The sequence below is a fragment of the Pseudomonas sp. ASL3 genome (assembly GCF_056680425.1).
Genome location: NZ_CM155281.1, coordinates 1075242 through 1091895, shown reverse-complemented (window position 1 = coordinate 1091895; position 16654 = coordinate 1075242). Strand labels below are relative to the sequence as shown.

The window sequence follows — 16654 nt, the reverse complement described above, 5'->3', positions numbered from 1 at the left end:
AGCTTGCCAACAACGTTACCTCTAAAGCAACCATGTATCAGTGCCAGGAAATTAAATGAAAACGCTCAGCCCGCGCATGACCCTGCTGACGGCTTCGGGTGTCTGCTCGCTTATCGTCCTGGACACCAATATCGTGGCCGTGACCTTGCCGAGCATCGCCCGTGACCTGGGGGCGAATTTCGCCGATATCGAATGGGTGGTCAGCGCCTACATGCTGGCCTTCGCTGCGTTGCTGTTGCCTGCGGGTAGCATCGCCGACCGGTTTGGCCGGAAAAAGACCCTGCTCAGCGGCCTGGTGCTGTTCATCCTGGCCTCGGTGGGCTGTGGCGCGGCGCCGAACATTGTGTTCCTCGACATTGCCCGGGCGATCAAGGGTGTGGGCGCCGCGCTGCTGTTGACCTCGGCGCTGGCGACCATCGGCCATGTGTTCCATAACGAGACCGAGCGGGCCAAGGCCTGGGCGTTCTGGGGGGCGTGCATGGGCGTGGCGATGACCGCGGCGCCGACCGTTGGCGGCCTGATTGCCTCGTTCGTCGGCTGGCGCTGGATCTTCTACCTGAACCTGCCGGTGGGCTTGCTGCTGGTAGCCATGGTGTGGCGCAACATCGAAGAGTCACGCAACGAACAATCGGCGCGGCTCGATCCTTGGGGCAGCCTGGCCTTCAGCGGCAGTCTGCTGTGTCTGATCTGGGCCTTGATCGAGGCCAATCGCATTGGCTGGGACAACTCACTGACCACCCTGCGTCTGCTGGGCGGGGTGCTGCTCATGGCCCTGTTCGTGGTGGTCGAGCGCCTGCAACGTCGGCCCATGGTCGATCTGCAACTGTTCAAGCATCCGCGTTTCATCGGTGCACTGCTGGGGATGTTCGCTTACGCCGGCTGCGCTCAGGTGATGATGACGCTGTTGCCGTTCTACTTGCAGAACGGCCTGGGCTTCACCGCCATCGCTTCCGGGCTGGGCATGTTGCCGTTCGCCCTGACCATGCTGACCTTCCCGAAAATCGGCTCGCGGCTGTCCAGCGTGCTGTCACCGGCCAGCATGATGACCCTCGGTCTGACCCTGGTTGGCTGCGGCAACCTGCTCAGTGCCTGGGCGGCATCAGCGGGCGGTTATCTGGGTTTCGCCTGCGCCATCGCCGTTACCGGGGCAGGCGCCGGCTTGCTCAATGGCGATACACAGAAGAACATCATGGCCTGCGTACCCCGCGACCGTGCCGGCATGGCGTCGGGCATGAGCACGACCATGCGCTTCAGCGCGATCATGCTCGCCATCGGAGTGTTCGGCGCGGTATTGGCCAGCCACACGCAACAGGCATTGAATAGCAGCCTGCAGCTCAATGCCCCCGGTTGGCTGGCGCAAACCGATCACATCGCATCGCGCGTGATAGCCGGTGACATGGTCGCAGCGATGCAACCGCTGACAGAGAATGCGCGGCTGATCATCCGGCCCTTGGCGCAACAGGCATTCGTTGCCGGTTTCAGCACGATTATGGAGTTGGCCGGGCTGTTGGCGCTGTTTGGCGCACTGCTGGTGGGCACGCTGATGCGCAACCCGATTCCAGCGGTGCAGATGAGTTCCGCCTGATCCGGTTATTCGTGCCGCTTGAGCCACTCGCCGGGCGGAACGCCAAACAACCTATAACTCGTTGAAAAACAAAAAATAAAAATTATGAAATTTTCAGCCAAACGCTGACTCCCTGTAGGAGCTGACTTGTCTGCGATCGGTCCGGGGTCGCGTCCGACCGAAGCAGTCGCAAAATGGCTGGACACGATATCGCTGGAAGGTCCTTCGTGTCGGACGCGACCCCGGCCTTTCGCAGACAAAACTACGCGTCCCGGTCTCTCCTACGCCCTCCGGGCAGAATCGAGCCCCAGTTTACTGCGCGACAGCGCAGCGTCGAAGACGGGGCGGGATCTCCTACAAGTCAGATGTATTTCTTTCAAATTATTTTTCACAGCGCGGGAATAACCCCCCTCCGCCTTCGTCGTACAGGCTCATGAAACTCAACCTGTCCCACGACGAGAACCTCACCATGAAAATTTCCCTGAAAGGCACCTTGATCGCCCTCTCCCTCCTTGCTGTCAGCGGCGCGGCCTCGGCGGCCAGTGACACCTTCAAATCAGTCAACCAGGTCGAGGACTACAGCTACTCCACCCAACTGGATATCGCTCGGGTGATCGCGGCTCCGGACTTGGGCTTCTGCGGTATTCAACCGGTGCAGATGACCTATGAAGACCATTCAGGCAAAACCCACACCGTACGTTTCGAAGAGTTCGGCAGCGGCTGCAACAATATGGGCTGAAGCTGCACCCGGACGCCCAACCGGCCATGGCCGGATCTGCGCGCATCGAGGGCTCGTGCCACCGCCACCATCGAGTTTGATCGGACACTCGACGGCGCGCCTGATCTATCATCAGCGCTCCAACGAGATGAGGGAAATCCCCATGGAAATCACGATCAAACAATTGCCGCCCGTGCGGATTGCCTACATGCGCCTCACGGGTCCTTACGGCCCGGCTATCGGTGTGTTCTGGCGTGAAGTGTTCGGCGTCTGGATGGAGCAGAACGGTCTGCTGCAGCAGGTTCGTTTTGGCATAGGCCTTGATGATCCGCAGATCACGCCCGCCGAGCAATGCCGCTATGACGCCTGCGTCGAAGTGCCGGAAAGCTTTGACGCGCCCCCGAAAGTCCTGGTTCGCACCCTGCCTGGCGGTCAGTTTGCCGTCGCTCGATTCAATGGTACCGGGGCGGAGATGGGTGGGGCCTGGATGCGGTTTTTCAGCGAGCTGCCCGCCAATGGCGTGCAATCGGATGGAGGACCTTATTTCGAGCGTTATGCGGAAAATTCCAGCTACGATCCGGTGACCGGGGTGATGGCGTGTGAGCTGTGTGTTCCGGTGAAGCCTCTGTAGTTCAATCACTGTTTTTTTGTTGGAGTCACACAGAACCCATGTAGGAGCTGCCGAAGGCTGCGATCGGCCGCACAGCGGTCGCAATTTTGGATAATTTGAAGGTCGTATCGGTCGAGCGCGACCCCGGCCTATCGCAGCCTTCGGCAGCTCCTACAGTTGATCCGGGTTCGCCAGACAGAATCATCCATCTGTCAGCGCGACGCCGCCAACTGCCAGACCCGCGCCAGATCGCGGGCGCGGGCATGCAGCAGGCTGGCGGCATTGCGGCAGGCGTGATCGAGGGTCATTGGACCACTGGTCAACGCGAAGGCTGCACTGATGCCATGTTCGTACAAGGCGGCATAGCCCTCGCCCAAGGTCCCGGCCAGCACGATCACCGGCACGTCCTTGCGCTGGGCGATGCGAGCGACGCCGAACGGGGTTTTCCCACGCAGGGTCTGGGCATCGAAACGGCCTTCGCCGGTGATCACCAGATCGGCACCGTCCAGTGCTTCGGCCAGACCCACCAGATCGGCCACCACTTCGACGCCGGGGCGGAAGGTCGCGTTCAGATACGCCTTGGCAGCGAAGCCCATGCCTCCTGCCGCGCCGCAACCAGGGTTGTCCCGCAGGTCTTGACCAAGCACCTGCGCCGAATGATCGGCGAAATGTCCCAGGGCTGCGTCCAGCTCCAGCACTTGCTGCGGCGATGCCCCCTTTTGCGGGCCAAAAATATGCGAAGCACCCTGAGGACCACACAGCGGGTTGTCGACATCAGCGGCAACCTCGAAACGCACGTCACGCAACCGGACATCGAGGCCGTCCAGCTCAATCCGCTGCACCTGTGCCAAGGCCAGACCACCCGGCGCCACGGGCTGACCGTTGCCGTCGAGAAACCGCGCGCCCAGCGCCGAAAGCATGCCGCTGCCCGCATCATTGGTCGCGCTGCCGCCAATCGCCAGGATGATGCGTTGCGCGCCCGCATCCAGCGCCGCGCGGATCAACTCGCCGGTACCTTGCGTGCTGCTCAGGCAAGCGTCCCGCTGCTCAAGAGTCAATAGTTGCAGGCCGCTGGCCATGGCCATTTCGATGATTGCGGTGCGGGTCTGCTCCAGCCAGCCCCACTGCGCATCGACGGCAACCCCCAGCGGCCCACTGACGTTGGCGCTCATCCATTGCCCGTCACACGCCGCCAGAATCGCCTCAATGGTGCCCTCGCCGCCGTCGGCCATCGGACATTGGACCAACTCGGCGCCTGGCCAAACCTCAGCCAGGCCACTGGCGATGGCACTGGCGACACCCTGAGCACTCAGGCTGTCCTTGAAAGAGTCGGGGGCGATGACGATTTTCATGGGGAGTCTTCCTATCCGTAATGGGTGGATGTTCTCACTCTGGTCGACATTTGCCGCCTGACCTTCGCACAAGGAACGTCAGCCGTTATTGGTCATTGGAACAAAACGGCGCGACCTGATTTAGTCGGCGGCGATGCGCGGCGTCATCTGCAAACCCAGATAAAGGCGCAGCAAGTCGTCGGTTTTGTACGGGTCGCAACCGCTGAGTTCGGCGACCTTCTCCAGTCGATAGCGCAGGCTGTTGCGGTGGATGCCCAGCGCATCGGCACAGGCCTGGCTTTCACCGCTGTAATCGAACCAACTGCGCAGGGTTTCCAGCAACTGGCTGCTGTTGCTCTCTTGCAGGCGGGTAATGGGTTCGGCCACGCCCTGGGCCAGCCAATCGTTGCGATAGCGCCAGAACAGTACCGCCAGCCGGTGGACCGCCAGACGTACAAGCCGTTGTTGGGGATGAACATGGCGCGCGTAGTCGAGCAAGTCGCGGGCCGCTGCACAGGCCTGACGCAACGCCGCCAAATCTGTCGACTGTTCGACCGTGACCATGCGCAACACCGGCCAGCCCTGTTCGTCGAACTGCTCCAGCAGCAGCGCATCATCGCGCTCCTTGCCTGCGGCCCGACACCAGTACAACAACGTCGGCTCACGTGCGACACACCAACTGTGGGCATAACGTGCGTTCAACCAGGTGACGATCTGACTGGCCGCAGGCGTTTGCGCAGGCAGTTCGATCAACACCGCCTGACGCGGCAATTGCGGTTGCAGCCCCAGATGCTCGGCTTCGTCGACCTGGCTGTCAGGGCAGTCGGGCAGCAACAGCCGCGACAGCAGGTCCTCGCTGCGCTGATGTCGCCACTGCTGATCCGCCTGCTGGCGCCGGTGCTCCATCAACATCTCGGCGGTCATCTTCACCAACTCGCCATAGACCCGCACCTCATCCGGCTCACCCGTGATGCCCAGTACGCCAACCAATTTCTGATCGAGCATCAACGGCAGATTGACCCCGGGACGCACGCCATTCAGATGCTTGGCCGTCTGCGAATCGATCTCCACCACCCGGCTGTTGGCCAACACCAACTGCGCGCCTTCATGCCGGGTATACAACCGATCAGCCTCGCCACTGCCGATGATGATGCCCAGATAGTCCATCACATTGACGTTGCACGGCAGAATCGCCATGGCACGGTCGACGATGTCCTGCGCAAGGTCGTGATCGAGGGCGAACATAAAAGACTCCGGTTGCGGTGAATGTGTTTATGGAAACACTTTTTTATTGGATGTCGGGGAGTCTGCCTGATTCTCTGTAGGAGATCCCGCGCTGTCGCTCGGCAAACTCGGTCGGGTGTAGGAGCTGACTTGTCTGCGATCCGTCCGGGGTCGCGCTCGACCGAAGCGCTGGCAAAAATGGTGAATTCACCCCCGCTGGAAGGTCCTTCGGCCCTTTTCGCAGACAAAACTACGCGTCCCGGTCTCTCCTACGCCCTCCGGGCAGAATCGCGACCCAGTTTGCTGCGCGACAGCGCGGCGTCGAAGACGGGGCGGGCCCTCCTACAGATGATTGCGACGGGCAAAATTTACGCCGGGCTAGCTTGATTGGGTTTTTATAAGTAAAATTCAAAAAAAACTTATATAAAACTTATATTTATTATGAAAAACAACGTACAAATCATCAACGGCCCGGACGGCAAGCCGGCTTTTGTCGTCATTCCCTATGAGGACTACCTCAGTCAGCACGGCGGGAATGATTTGATCCCTCACGAAGTCGTGAGCCTGATGGTCGACGGTGCAACACCGATCCGGGCATGGCGTGAGTATCTGGATCTGACGCAGGAAGAAGTCGCCAAGCGATTGGGCATTTCCCAGCCGGCTTATGCGCAACAGGAAGCGGTCGCCAAGCCGCGCAAGATCACCCGGGAAAAGATCGCCATAGCGTTTGGCATTCGGGCCGATCAGCTGGAACTTTAAGCTGCAAGCTGCAAGCTGCAAGCTGCAAGCTGCAAGCTGCAAGCTGCAAGCTGCAAGCTGCAAGCTGCAAGCTGCAAGCTGCAAGCTGCAAGCTGCAAGCTGCAAGCTGCAAGCTGCAAGCCTTAAGCCTATAACTTGCAGCTTGCCCTTACGTCTACTCCGCCGGCGCCAGCCGTTCGCGGCTGTTGCTCAAATGGGTCCACATGGCGGCGCGGGCGGCGTCAGGGTCCTGGCGGCGGATCGCGCTCAGCAGGGCTTCATGTTCGAGGTTGGCCAGGTAGCCGTGGTGAGCGAGGCTGGTCCCGGCGCGCTCGCTGGACGCAATACGGCTGCGCGGGATCATGGCGCTGCCCAGGTGCTGCATGATCTCGATGAAGCACGGGTTGCCAGTGGCTTCGGCGATCAACAGATGAAAACGCCTGTCCGCTTCCACGCAGCTGTCGTCCTTGGCCAGCAGGTCCTGATAGTCATCCAGGGCCTGACGCATGGCCGCCAGTTGCTCATCGGTACGACGCAGGGCGGCCAGCGCCACTGCCTGAGTTTCCAGACCGATGCGCAGTTCGATGATGTCACGCACGCTGGCTGCGGTTTCCACCTTCAGGCGCAAACCGGTCTGCCCTTGATGCTCAAGCACAAAGGTGCCGATGCCATGGCGGGTTTCAACCAGTCCTGACGCCTGCAACTTGGAAATCGCTTCGCGAACGACCGTGCGGCTGACGCCGTGCTCGCGCACGATTTCACTCTCCGAAGGCAGTTTTTCACCCGGATTGATCTTGCCCAGCAGGATTCGCTGGCTCAATTGCGTAACCAGATCAGTGGCCAGGCTGTGCGGACGCCGCTTGGGGGCGGCTCGGGTCGGGTCTTGCATACGAATGATGTCCAAATAAAACGCTGAAACCTGCGCTGCCGGGATCATACCACCTGCTTCGGGCGCAATAACCTGATGCAACAAGCGCTATCAGCGGGATTCACAAAACCCTACCAACTTGTATGACGACATAAAAATATCTTGCCCCACCAAGATCGCCAACCCACAGAAAAAAGCTGTCGAATACAGCAATAGCTGGAAATAACAGCCACAGACCCTCTTGCGTCGTCAAATTTTACTTGTATGATGACTGTCAACCAGGCACATGACCTTGTTGCGACTCAACCCGCATAAAAATAACGAGTGGGAGATCCGATTGTGAATACATCCAATGCCAGGATGAACGGCGGCGCCGATTCAGCGCTGCTTTCGGCAGTGTCGAAGGTGAAGCGCCGCGTACTGCCGCTGTTCGTCATCATGTTCATCGTCAACTACATCGACCGGGTCAATATCGGCTTCGTTCGAACCTATATGGAACACGACCTGGGCATCGGCGCTGCCGCCTACGGTCTGGGCGCCGGCCTGTTCTTCATCGGCTACGCGCTGTTTGAAGTCCCTTCCAATATCCTGCTGCAAAAGGTCGGCGCACGAATCTGGCTGACTCGCATCATGCTCACCTGGGGCCTGGTAGCGGCCGGGATGGCGTTCATCCACAACGAAACCCACTTCTACATCCTGCGCTTTCTGCTGGGCGTCGCTGAAGCGGGCTTCTTCCCCGGCGTCATCTACTACTTCACTCGCTGGTTGCCAGGCGTCGAGCGCGGCAAGGCTATCGCCATCTTCCTCAGTGGGTCGGCATTCGCGTCGCTGATCTCCGGTCCGTTGTCGGGTGCGCTGCTGCAAATCAGCGGTTTGGGTTGGCACGGCTGGCAGTGGATGTACTTCATCGAAGGCATGGTCTCGGTTAGCCTGTGCTTCTTCGTCTGGTTCTGGCTGGACTCCAAGCCCCACGATGCCAAATGGTTGAGCCACGACGAACAGAATGCATTGGTCAATGCCATCGACGCCGAACAACTGGAGCGCGAAGCCGCCACGCCGATCAAGCCGTCGCTGACTACCCTGCTCAAGGATCGGCAAATTATCCTGTTCTGCGTGATCTACTTCTTCATCCAGCTGACCATCTACGCCGCCACCTTCTGGCTGCCCAGCATCATCAAGAAGATGGGCGACCTCAGCGATATGCAGGTCGGGCTGTTCAATTCCATTCCGTGGTTGCTGTCGATTGTCGGCATGTACGCCTTCGCCTCGTTCTCGGCGAAATGGAAACACCAGCAAGCGTGGGTCGCCGTAGCACTGCTGATTGCGGCTGCCGGGATGTTCATGTCCACCACCGGTGGACCGATCTTCGCCTTCGTCGCGATCTGCTTTGCGGCGTTGGGTTTCAAATCGGCCTCGTCGCTGTTCTGGCCGATTCCGCAGGCTTATCTGGATGCACGGATCGCCGCAGGCGTCATCGCGCTGATCAACTCGATCGGCAACCTCGGCGGCTTCTTCGCGCCGGCGACCTTTGGCTGGCTTGAAGAACACACCGGCTCGATTCAAGGCGGTCTGTACGGCCTGGCCGGCACCTCGATCATCGCAGCGATCATCGTGTTTGCCGCGCGCAACAAACCCAAGGGCGCACCCGTCGCCGCTATCCCAGGCAAACCAGTGCCGACCCACTCCTGATACCCAATGGCCACGCGCCGAGACTGATCGACTCAGATTTCGGCGCTGCCCCCAGAACCAACGAACACGTATTTTTTACAGGATCACACCATGACCACCTTGAATCCCCAGACCGTTGGCAAAGCCCCCGTCATCACCAGCATGCAGATCGTTCCCGTGGCCGGCCACGACGGGATGTTACTGAACCTGAGCGGCGCCCACGGGCCGTTTTTCACCCGCAATATCGTCATTCTCAAGGACAACGCCGGGCACACGGGTGTCGGCGAAGTACCCGGCGGTGAGCGCATCCGTCAGACTCTGGAAGACGCCCGTTCGCTGGTGGTGGGCAGCCCGATCGGCACTTATCAGAAAATTCTCAATCAGGTGCGCCAGGCCTTTGCCGAACGCGACTCGGGTGGCCGTGGCCTGCAAACCTTTGATTTGCGCATCACCATTCATGCGGTCACCGGCCTGGAGGCGGCCTTGCTGGATTTGCTCGGCCAGCACCTGGACGTACCGGTCGCCGCGTTGCTCGGTGAAGGCCAGCAACGCGACGAAGTGAAGATGCTCGGCTACCTGTTCTACGTCGGCGATCGCAACAAGACCAACCTGGCCTACCGCAACGAACCCGACGCCGACAACGACTGGTTTCGCCTGCGCCATGAAGAAGCCATGACCACCGAATCAGTGGTGCGTCTGGCTGAAGCGGCCCACGCGAAGTACGGCTTCAAGGATTTCAAACTCAAAGGCGGCGTGTTGCGCGGCGAAGAGGAAATCGAAGCGGTCACCGCCCTCGCCGAACGCTTCCCGGATGCGCGCATCACCCTGGACCCCAACGGCGCCTGGTCACTGAAAGAGGCGATCTGCCTGTGCCGCGATCAGCAACATGTCCTGGCCTACGCCGAAGACCCTTGCGGTGCGGAAAACGGCTTTTCCGGCCGCGAAGTCATGGCCGAATTCCGTCGCGCCACGGGCCTGAGGACCGCCACCAACATGATCGCCACCGACTGGCGCGAAATGGGTCATGCGATCCAGTTGCAGTCCGTCGACATCCCGTTGGCCGACCCACATTTCTGGACCATGCAGGGCTCAGTGCGGGTGGCGCAGATGTGCCATGAATGGGGCCTGACCTGGGGCTCGCACTCGAACAACCACTTCGACATTTCCCTGGCGATGTTCACTCACGTCGCGGCCGCGGCGCCAGGCGAGATCACGGCCATCGACACTCACTGGATCTGGCAGGACGGCCAGCGCCTGACCAAAGCCCCGCTGCAAATCGTCGACGGCTGCGTGCAGGTGCCGAAAAAGCCCGGCCTGGGCATCGAGCTGGACATGGACCAGGTGGCGCAGGCTCACGAGCTGTACAAAGGCATGGGACTGGGCGCTCGAGATGACAGCGTTGCCATGCAGTTTCTGATTCCGGGGTGGTCGTTCAACAACAAGCGGCCGTGCCTGGTACGGTAAGTCGCAGCTGTAACCCACGGCGCGGAATCAGCTCTGCGCCGTTTTTTCTTCTGCCGCTGAGGGTCGTGCTAAGGTTCGTGCAGACCCTGACTGCGATGCCCTCCGATGCCCCATCTTGGCCGCACCCACCCTCGCCTTACCGTTGCCGGACTGGTTGGCTGCGCCAGCGGTGTCCTGTGCAGTTTCATCGTTCCCGGCCTCACGATCACTACGCACATATTGATCGGCTGGAACATCGGTGTATGGACCTACCTGATCCTGATGATGTGGCTGACTCTTCGCGCAGACTCCGAGGACGTCAAACGCTTCGCGATTATCGAGGACGAAAATGCCGGACTGGTGCTGGCGACGGTGTGCACAGCGGCGATTGCCAGCCTTGCGGCCATCACCCTGGAGCTGGTCGGCAGCAAAGACCTGAGTACCTCCGCCAAGGCGCTGCACTATGGCTTTACCGGCCTGACCGTCATCGGCTCCTGGCTGGTCACCGGAGTGATTTTCAGCCTGCATTACGCCCGTCTGTTCTACACCGCCAACACCAGGGAGCCCGCCCTGCGCTTCGCCGATGGTGAGAAGCGCCCGGACTATTGGGACTTCTTGTACTTCTCCTTCACCATCAGCGTCGCCGTGCAAACCGCTGACGTGGGCGTCGCGAGCCGGAACATGCGCAAGACCGTGCTGGCGCAGTCGCTGATCGGTTTTGTGTTCAACACCGCAATCCTGGGTTTCTCGATCAACATCGCGGCGGGGTTGTTTAGTTGAGGGGTGTTGTCGGCTATTGCATGTCAGCCACTTAAACGTCCGTGAAATTGTTCCGATTCGATTAATTTTCCGAGTTTTTGATTAGAAATCGGCAGTTCGTCAATAAAACGATTACTTTTCTACCCTCACCCCCCTCAGGCACCGTTCTCTCCTCAAACAAGGGGCTTCACCGGATCAAGTGGGTGTTATGAGTTTTGGAGACGTTCCGGGTATAAATCCAAACCACCAAAATGAAAGTAAATGGCATTGCGAAAACGCTCCCGATTTCGAAACCCGCAAGAGCGTTGCTTGAGCCGTTGAATGCGTGCGTTCATGCTTTCTGCATGGCCGTTATGCAGGTTCAACACGATGGCGTTGACGATGCCCCACAGTCGTCGCTTGATCGTTTTGGCGACTTTCCACATCGGTGGCAGCCCACTGTTCAAGGCCCATTCCAGCCAGTGGTTCCACTGTTGTTCGACCTCATCCCGATCCTTACCTCGCCACAACTGCATGGCCAGATCCTTGATCGCCCAAGCTTTGGCTGTACGCAACGAACCCTCTCGCAACGACTCGAAGGTTGCCTGTTGCCGCTCGGTCATGTTTTCGGCCCGCTTAAGCCAGACGTATTTCGTGTTCTTGAGCACCGTGGAGCCTGCCTTTAGCAACTCGCGGTTCTCCATATGACGCACCCTGTCCAGCGCCTCACTCAACAGCTTGGCCACATGGAACTTGTCGAACGCTATTTTGTGCATGGCATCCGGAATATGACGCTGGGTCGCGCTGATAAAGGCGGGCCACATATCCATCGAAACGCCCGTAATAGCTTGCTTCTGGTCGCTATTGAGCTTCGTATAAAACGCTTCCAGGCTCTGGGTGAGATTGCCGTCTTCCACATGCAAGACCTGACCCGTTGCGGGGTCGGTCACCACGGTGACGTACTCGCGACGCTTTTGAAACGAAGTCTCGTCCACACATATCTGGGTCGGTGATAACGGTTTTCGACGCGCCAATCCGCGTCTGACGGCGCGAGCCATGATCCGGTCAATGCTGCCCCAGCTTGTCTGGAGTTGACGCGAGACCGCCTGAATACTGGCTTCCTGGATCCAGTTGATCACCAATGCTTCAAACATCAAGGTGAAACCTGAACCAGCGTCTGCCCACGGGACCTCGACAGTCACCACGCCATGCTCGGCGCAATGAACTCTGGGCACCTCAGCCTCTAGAATGGTCACGAACTGACACGTATCAAGATGCCGCCAACGACGTTTGCGTTTGTCATAACGCGAAGCGTGCAGGCCACATTGCGGACAGGTGAACGCAGCAGCATCAGATACTCCAACGCCGACAACGACTTGCCCCAACGCACGGTCAAGGTTAACTGCGACCACTTTCCACGGTGCCTGGAGCCCAAGAATTTGGGCATATAAATCAATATCTCTCATGGGGAGGAGAATAGATTACCCACTCAAAACGGTGAAGCCCCTCAAACAATGCATAACTAGCTGAAATAAAAAGATTATTTTGTAGGAGCGCGCTTGCCCGCGATCGGCTGCGGAGCAGTCGCAAAATCAGCAAACGCGATTCTGGCAATATAACTGTGCTCAGCATTTTCGGGACCGCTTCGCGGTCCATCGCGGGCAAGCCCGCTCCTACATTGACCGTGTTTGCTGCGCGACAGCGCAGCGTGGAAGACGCGGCGAGGCCTCTCATCAAACAATGCATAGCTAGCTGAAATAAAAAGATTATTTTGTAGGAGCGCGCTTGCCCGCGATCGGCTGCGGAGCAGTCGCAAAATCAGCGAACTCGATTCTGGCAATAGAACTGTGTTCAGCATTTTCGGGACCGCTTCGCGGTCCATCGCGGGCAAGCGCGCTCCTACAATTGACCGTGTTTGCTGCGCGATAGCGCAGCGTGGAAGACGCGGCGAGGCCCCCCAAACAACCTGTAAGTGATTGGAATATATGAAGTGAATTTTCGCAATCTGTAGGAGCTGACTTGTCTGCGATCCGTCCGGGGTCGCGCTTGACCGAAGCGCTGGCAAAAATGGTGAATTCACCACCGCTGGAAGGTCCTTCGGCCCTTTTCGCAGACAAGTCAGCTCCTACGCCCTCCGGGCAGAATCGAGCCCAAGTTTGCTGCGCGACAGCGCGGCGTCGGAGACGGGGCGGGATCTCCTATAGAAGACCGGCAGTTTCCTGTTGTCCTGGCCGCAAGTCTGATATCGAGTTTCTCGATCAAACCAGCCTGACTCTGTTTCGCTCGCTGGCGCTCTGGCGTTATTGTTGGCCCCACGAATAATTCCAATGCGTTTCTTTGGCGAGGCAAACCAATGACTGAACATTCCCTCTTACGGATCGCCGTCCTTGATGACTGGCAATCGGTAGCCAGTGGTGTGGTGGACTGGACCGTCCTCGATTCGATTGGCGAGGTCAGCTTCCTGCATGAGTTCCCGGCAGACACCGCCAGCATGGTGGCGCGTCTGGAGTCGTTCGAGGTGATTTGTGTCATGCGCGAGCGCACCCTCTTCAACGAAGCCTTGTTGAGCCAACTGCCGTGCCTGAAATTGCTGGTCACCGGCGGCATGCGCAATGCCGCGATCGACCTCCCGGCAGCAGCACGGCTTGGCATCCAGGTGTGTGGCACTGACAGCTACAAGAACGCCGCCCCGGAAGTGACCTGGGCGCTGATCATGGGCATCACCCGCAATCTGCTGAGCGAAGCCAATTCTTTACGTAACGGCGGCTGGCAGATTGGCCTGGGTGGCGACTTGTACGGCAAGACGCTGGGGATTCTCGGCCTGGGCAGCATTGGCAAATGGGTCGCGAACTATGCTCAAGCGTTCGGCATGCGAGTGATCGCCTGGAGCGAAAACCTCACGGCCGAGCGCGCGGCGGAATCCGGCGTGACCTACGTCAGCAAGCAAGAATTGTTCGAACAGTCGGATGTGCTGTCAGTGCATCTGGTGCTCAGCGACCGCAGCCGCGGCATTGTCGACGCGCAGGCGCTGAGCTGGATGAAGCCCAGCGCCTACCTGATCAACACCGCGCGCGGGCCGATCATTGACGAAGCAGCGCTGATCAGCGTGCTGCAACAACGTCGTATTGCCGGAGCTGCGCTGGATGTCTACGAGCCAGAACCGCTGCCCGCCGACCATCCGTTCCGCCACCTGGACAACGTCCTCGCGACGCCGCATATCGGCTACGTCACCGAGAACAACTACCGGACCTTCTTCAGCCAGATGATCGAAGGCATCCAGACCTGGCACGACGGCAAGCCGATTCGAGTGTTGACATGATGCGCTCCACTGCTATCTCCCCGTCTGACCCTTCTTGCGCACTGCTGGTCATCGACATGCAGAACGACTTCATGCCCGGCGGGCAGTTGGCGGTGGCCGATGGCGATGCGCTGGTGCCGTTGATCAACCGTCTGGGCGCACGCTTTCGCAACGTGGTGATCACTCAGGACTGGCACCCGACCGGGCATATTTCCTTTGCCTCCAGCCATGCCGAGCGCAAACCGTTCGACAGCATTCACTTGCCCTACGGCCCGCAAACCCTCTGGCCCGATCACTGCGTGCAAGGCAGCCAAGGCGCGCAGTTGCATGCCGATCTCGATCTGCCCAAGGCGCAACTGATCCTGCGCAAGGGTTGCAACGCCGACATCGACAGTTACTCGGCGTTTCTCGAAGCAGACCGCAGCACCAGCACCGGGCTGACCGGGTACCTCAAGGAGCGCGATATCAATAGTGTGTTCGTGGTCGGTCTGGCCCTGGACTTTTGCGTGGCCTGGTCCGCACAGGATGCGCGCGCTGCTGGCTTCAATACCTTCGTTATCGCCGACGCCTGTCGGGCCATTGATCTGCAGGGCTCACTGGACAAGGCGTGGCAGGAGATGTTGGCGGCGGGCGTGCAGCGCATCGAGTCTATCGAGGTGCTTCAGGCCTGAAGGTCGAGCTTGCGCAGCACCCGCTCGGCCAGCGCCAGGCAGGAGGTCAGCCCCGGTGACTCAATGCCGAACAGGCTAACCAGGCCGGGTACGCCATGTTCGCCCGGGCCGCTGATGACAAAGTCACTGGCCGGCTGATCGGGCGCCGAGATTTTCGGGCGCATGCCGCTGTAGCCCGGTTGCAGGCTACCGTCCGCAAGGCCGGGCCAATAACGGCGGATTGCCGCGTAGAAGCCATCACCACGACGCGGATCGACTCGGTAGTCGGCGTCGTCGACCCACTCTGTGTCCGGCCCGAAACGCGCCTGGCCACCGAGGTCCAGGGTCATGTGTACGCCCAAGCCTGCGGCTTCCGGCGCCGGGTAAATCAGGTGCTTGAACGGCGCACGACCGCTCAAGGTGAAATAGCTGCCCTTGCACAAGTAAGCCTGGGGAATGAAATCAGCCGCCAAACCTTCGATTTGCCGCGCCACGGTGGTCGCCGACAGGCCGGCAGAATTGATCAGCCAGTGGCAGGACAGCTGCATCGGTGATTCGCCGCCGAGTTCCAGTAGAAAACCGTCGCCCATGACCTTCGCCGCCAGCAACGGCGTATGAAACGCCAGCGCAGCACCAGCCGTCTCGGCATCGCCTTGCAGGGCCAGCATCAGGCCATGGGAATCGACGATGCCGGTGGAAGGTGAAAGCAACGCGGCGACGCACTCCAGTTGCGGCTCCAGCGCTCGCGCCTGATCGCGGTCGAGCATCTGCAAATCATCGACGCCATTGGCCAGTCCGCGCTCAAGCAAGCCGTGCAGTTGCCGATGCTGTTCCTGGTCCGCAGCCGCAATCAATTTGCCGACCCGGCGCACGCTGACCCCGTGGCTGGCGCAATAGTCGTACAGCCGATGTTTGCCCTCGACACAGAGCTGCGCCTTGAGGCTGCCGGCCGGGTAATAGATGCCAGCGTGGATCACTTCGGAGTTGCGCGAACTGGCGCCGACGCCGATGCCTTCGCCCGCCTCGACCACGATCACCTCATGCCCCGCCCGAGCCAGGGCACGCGCCACGGCCAGATCGACGACGCCGGCACCCACCACCACACACTCGATATCGACGCTCACCGGTCTGCCTCTCTATTTGTTGTCAGGCATGGTTGTCAGGCCGTGTTTCAAGCATCGCCCAACGCAAAACTCTTCAGGGTTTCGCCAGCCAGTCGGTAGCGCACCCACTCCTCCTGCGGCTCGGCACCGATAGATTTATAAAAGTCGATGGCCGGCGTGTTCCAGTCCAGCACGCTCCATTCGAAACGGCCACAGCCGCTGTCGTACGCCAGTTTCGCCAGATGCCGGAGCAATTTCTTGCCCGCGCCGACACCGCGATGGCGTGACGAAACGAACAGGTCTTCCAGATACAAGCCCTTGCGCCCTTGCCAGGTGGAATAGCTCAAGAAGTACACGGCGAAACCGATCGGCTCATCATTCAGCAGGCAGATCAGGGCCCGTGCCGGCGAAGGCTCGTCGAACAGGCTGCGCTCGATATCCGCCACGCTGGCCAATACTTCGTGCTCGGCGTTTTCGTAGATCGCCAGTTCGGTGATAAAACCCAGAATAACCTCGGCATCGGCCCTGGTCGCTTCGCGGATATGGATGCTCACGGTCACTCTCCTGAATTTGAACAGTTTGACTCAGCGAAATGCTCTCGCCTCGGAGGGCGAACGCTCAGCAGCGAATTGTGTCTTAACCATCAGCGCTATGCAGCATTCGATGCACGACTGCGCGATGTTACTGAACTCGAGTCGAGG

General features: G+C 59.7%; 16 protein-coding genes. 9 read left to right on the top strand and 7 right to left on the bottom strand.

From position 1 onward, the window contains the following. The first annotated feature begins 55 nt into the window (after positions 1-55). From AC1MEE_RS04885 to AC1MEE_RS04875, 3 genes are all read left to right on the top strand, one after another. Positions 56-1585: an MFS transporter gene (locus tag AC1MEE_RS04885; protein ID WP_480414130.1), complete on the top strand. Its 1530-nt coding sequence runs from the start codon at positions 56-58 to the stop codon at positions 1583-1585. 448 nt (positions 1586-2033) lie between these two features. Beyond that, positions 2034-2303 carry a DUF2790 domain-containing protein gene (locus AC1MEE_RS04880; protein ID WP_480414129.1) on the top strand — a complete coding sequence of 90 codons (270 nt, stop codon included), beginning with the start codon at positions 2034-2036 and terminating at the stop codon, positions 2301-2303. Between the two features lie 142 nt (positions 2304-2445). Then, positions 2446-2913 carry an AraC family transcriptional regulator gene (locus tag AC1MEE_RS04875; RefSeq protein WP_480414128.1) on the top strand — a complete coding sequence of 156 codons (468 nt, stop codon included), beginning with the start codon at positions 2446-2448 and terminating at the stop codon, positions 2911-2913. A 191-nt stretch (positions 2914-3104) separates the two neighbouring features. Here the strand turns inward: AC1MEE_RS04875 and AC1MEE_RS04870 are convergent, their stop codons facing one another. Both AC1MEE_RS04870 and AC1MEE_RS04865 read right to left on the bottom strand, forming a co-directional pair. Further along, the gene (locus AC1MEE_RS04870; protein ID WP_480414127.1) at positions 3105-4244 is read right to left on the bottom strand and encodes a glycerate kinase; all 1140 of its coding nucleotides are present in this window, start codon (positions 4242-4244) and stop codon (positions 3105-3107) included. Between the two features lie 120 nt (positions 4245-4364). Then, positions 4365-5468: a sugar diacid recognition domain-containing protein gene (locus AC1MEE_RS04865; RefSeq protein ID WP_480414126.1), complete on the bottom strand. Its 1104-nt coding sequence runs from the start codon at positions 5466-5468 to the stop codon at positions 4365-4367. A gap of 420 nt (positions 5469-5888) precedes the next feature. Here AC1MEE_RS04865 and AC1MEE_RS04860 point away from each other — a divergent pair, with 420 nt between their 5' ends. Next, positions 5889-6206 (top strand): helix-turn-helix domain-containing protein, encoded by a 318-nt coding sequence (locus tag AC1MEE_RS04860; RefSeq protein ID WP_480414125.1) that lies wholly within the window; start codon positions 5889-5891, stop codon positions 6204-6206. Between the two features lie 154 nt (positions 6207-6360). Here the strand turns inward: AC1MEE_RS04860 and AC1MEE_RS04855 are convergent, their stop codons facing one another. Continuing rightward, the gene (locus tag AC1MEE_RS04855; protein WP_480416153.1) at positions 6361-7074 is read right to left on the bottom strand and encodes a FadR/GntR family transcriptional regulator; all 714 of its coding nucleotides are present in this window, start codon (positions 7072-7074) and stop codon (positions 6361-6363) included. Between the two features lie 339 nt (positions 7075-7413). On the opposite strand from AC1MEE_RS04855, the gene AC1MEE_RS04850 reads away from it, so the two are divergent. The 3 genes from AC1MEE_RS04850 (at position 7414) to AC1MEE_RS04840 (ending at position 10944) form a co-directional block, all read left to right on the top strand. After that, the gene (locus tag AC1MEE_RS04850; RefSeq protein ID WP_480416152.1) at positions 7414-8742 is read left to right on the top strand and encodes an MFS transporter; all 1329 of its coding nucleotides are present in this window, start codon (positions 7414-7416) and stop codon (positions 8740-8742) included. A gap of 90 nt (positions 8743-8832) precedes the next feature. Continuing rightward, positions 8833-10185 carry a glucarate dehydratase gene (gudD, locus tag AC1MEE_RS04845; RefSeq protein ID WP_480414124.1) on the top strand — a complete coding sequence of 451 codons (1353 nt, stop codon included), beginning with the start codon at positions 8833-8835 and terminating at the stop codon, positions 10183-10185. Between the two features lie 105 nt (positions 10186-10290). Beyond that, entirely contained in the window at positions 10291-10944 is a 654-nt protein-coding gene (locus AC1MEE_RS04840) for a DUF1345 domain-containing protein (RefSeq protein ID WP_480414123.1), read from the top strand. Positions 10945-11129: 185 nt separating this feature from the next. Here the strand turns inward: AC1MEE_RS04840 and AC1MEE_RS04835 are convergent, their stop codons facing one another. Then, positions 11130-12368, bottom strand: coding sequence for an ISL3 family transposase (locus tag AC1MEE_RS04835; protein WP_480410596.1), 1239 nt, complete (start codon positions 12366-12368; stop codon positions 11130-11132). 74 nt (positions 12369-12442) lie between these two features. Further along, entirely contained in the window at positions 12443-12793 is a 351-nt protein-coding gene (locus AC1MEE_RS04830; RefSeq protein ID WP_480414122.1) for a hypothetical protein, read from the bottom strand. A gap of 462 nt (positions 12794-13255) precedes the next feature. Here AC1MEE_RS04830 and AC1MEE_RS04825 point away from each other — a divergent pair, with 462 nt between their 5' ends. Together AC1MEE_RS04825 and pncA are read left to right on the top strand one after the other, a co-directional pair. Then, positions 13256-14221, top strand: a complete 966-nt coding sequence (locus AC1MEE_RS04825; protein ID WP_480414121.1) for a D-2-hydroxyacid dehydrogenase family protein — start codon at positions 13256-13258, stop codon at positions 14219-14221. Next, positions 14221-14871, top strand: coding sequence for a bifunctional nicotinamidase/pyrazinamidase (gene pncA, locus AC1MEE_RS04820; RefSeq protein WP_480416151.1), 651 nt, complete (start codon positions 14221-14223; stop codon positions 14869-14871). The genes AC1MEE_RS04825 and pncA overlap by 1 nt, the downstream gene beginning before the upstream one ends. On the opposite strand, the gene AC1MEE_RS04815 is transcribed toward pncA, so the two are convergent. Together AC1MEE_RS04815 and AC1MEE_RS04810 are read right to left on the bottom strand one after the other, a co-directional pair. Continuing rightward, complete coding sequence (locus tag AC1MEE_RS04815) at positions 14862-15974, bottom strand: NAD(P)/FAD-dependent oxidoreductase (protein ID WP_480414119.1); 1113 nt, start codon at positions 15972-15974, stop codon at positions 14862-14864. The two genes, pncA and AC1MEE_RS04815, sit on opposite strands and share 10 nt — an antisense overlap. Positions 15975-16021: 47 nt before the next feature. Continuing rightward, positions 16022-16507 (bottom strand): N-acetyltransferase family protein, encoded by a 486-nt coding sequence (locus AC1MEE_RS04810; RefSeq protein WP_480414118.1) that lies wholly within the window; start codon positions 16505-16507, stop codon positions 16022-16024. Positions 16508-16654 lie beyond the last annotated feature (147 nt).

Excerpts from the sequence above, each read along its gene's own strand:
- AC1MEE_RS04860 (WP_480414125.1), top strand. The coding sequence starts at position 5,889 with ATGAAAAACAACGTACAAATCATCAACGGCCCGGACGGCAAGCCGGCT.
- AC1MEE_RS04865 (WP_480414126.1), bottom strand. The coding sequence starts at position 5,468 with ATGTTCGCCCTCGATCACGACCTTGCGCAGGACATCGTCGACCGTGCC.
- AC1MEE_RS04835 (WP_480410596.1), bottom strand. The coding sequence starts at position 12,368 with ATGAGAGATATTGATTTATATGCCCAAATTCTTGGGCTCCAGGCACCG.
- gudD (WP_480414124.1), top strand. The coding sequence starts at position 8,833 with ATGACCACCTTGAATCCCCAGACCGTTGGCAAAGCCCCCGTCATCACC.
- AC1MEE_RS04870 (WP_480414127.1), bottom strand. The coding sequence starts at position 4,244 with ATGAAAATCGTCATCGCCCCCGACTCTTTCAAGGACAGCCTGAGTGCT.
- AC1MEE_RS04840 (WP_480414123.1), top strand. The coding sequence starts at position 10,291 with ATGCCCCATCTTGGCCGCACCCACCCTCGCCTTACCGTTGCCGGACTG.
- AC1MEE_RS04850 (WP_480416152.1), top strand. The coding sequence starts at position 7,414 with ATGAACGGCGGCGCCGATTCAGCGCTGCTTTCGGCAGTGTCGAAGGTG.
- pncA (WP_480416151.1), top strand. The coding sequence starts at position 14,221 with ATGCGCTCCACTGCTATCTCCCCGTCTGACCCTTCTTGCGCACTGCTG.
- AC1MEE_RS04880 (WP_480414129.1), top strand. The coding sequence starts at position 2,034 with ATGAAAATTTCCCTGAAAGGCACCTTGATCGCCCTCTCCCTCCTTGCT.
- AC1MEE_RS04885 (WP_480414130.1), top strand. The coding sequence starts at position 56 with ATGAAAACGCTCAGCCCGCGCATGACCCTGCTGACGGCTTCGGGTGTC.
- AC1MEE_RS04825 (WP_480414121.1), top strand. The coding sequence starts at position 13,256 with ATGACTGAACATTCCCTCTTACGGATCGCCGTCCTTGATGACTGGCAA.
- AC1MEE_RS04855 (WP_480416153.1), bottom strand. The coding sequence starts at position 7,074 with ATGCAAGACCCGACCCGAGCCGCCCCCAAGCGGCGTCCGCACAGCCTG.
- AC1MEE_RS04875 (WP_480414128.1), top strand. The coding sequence starts at position 2,446 with ATGGAAATCACGATCAAACAATTGCCGCCCGTGCGGATTGCCTACATG.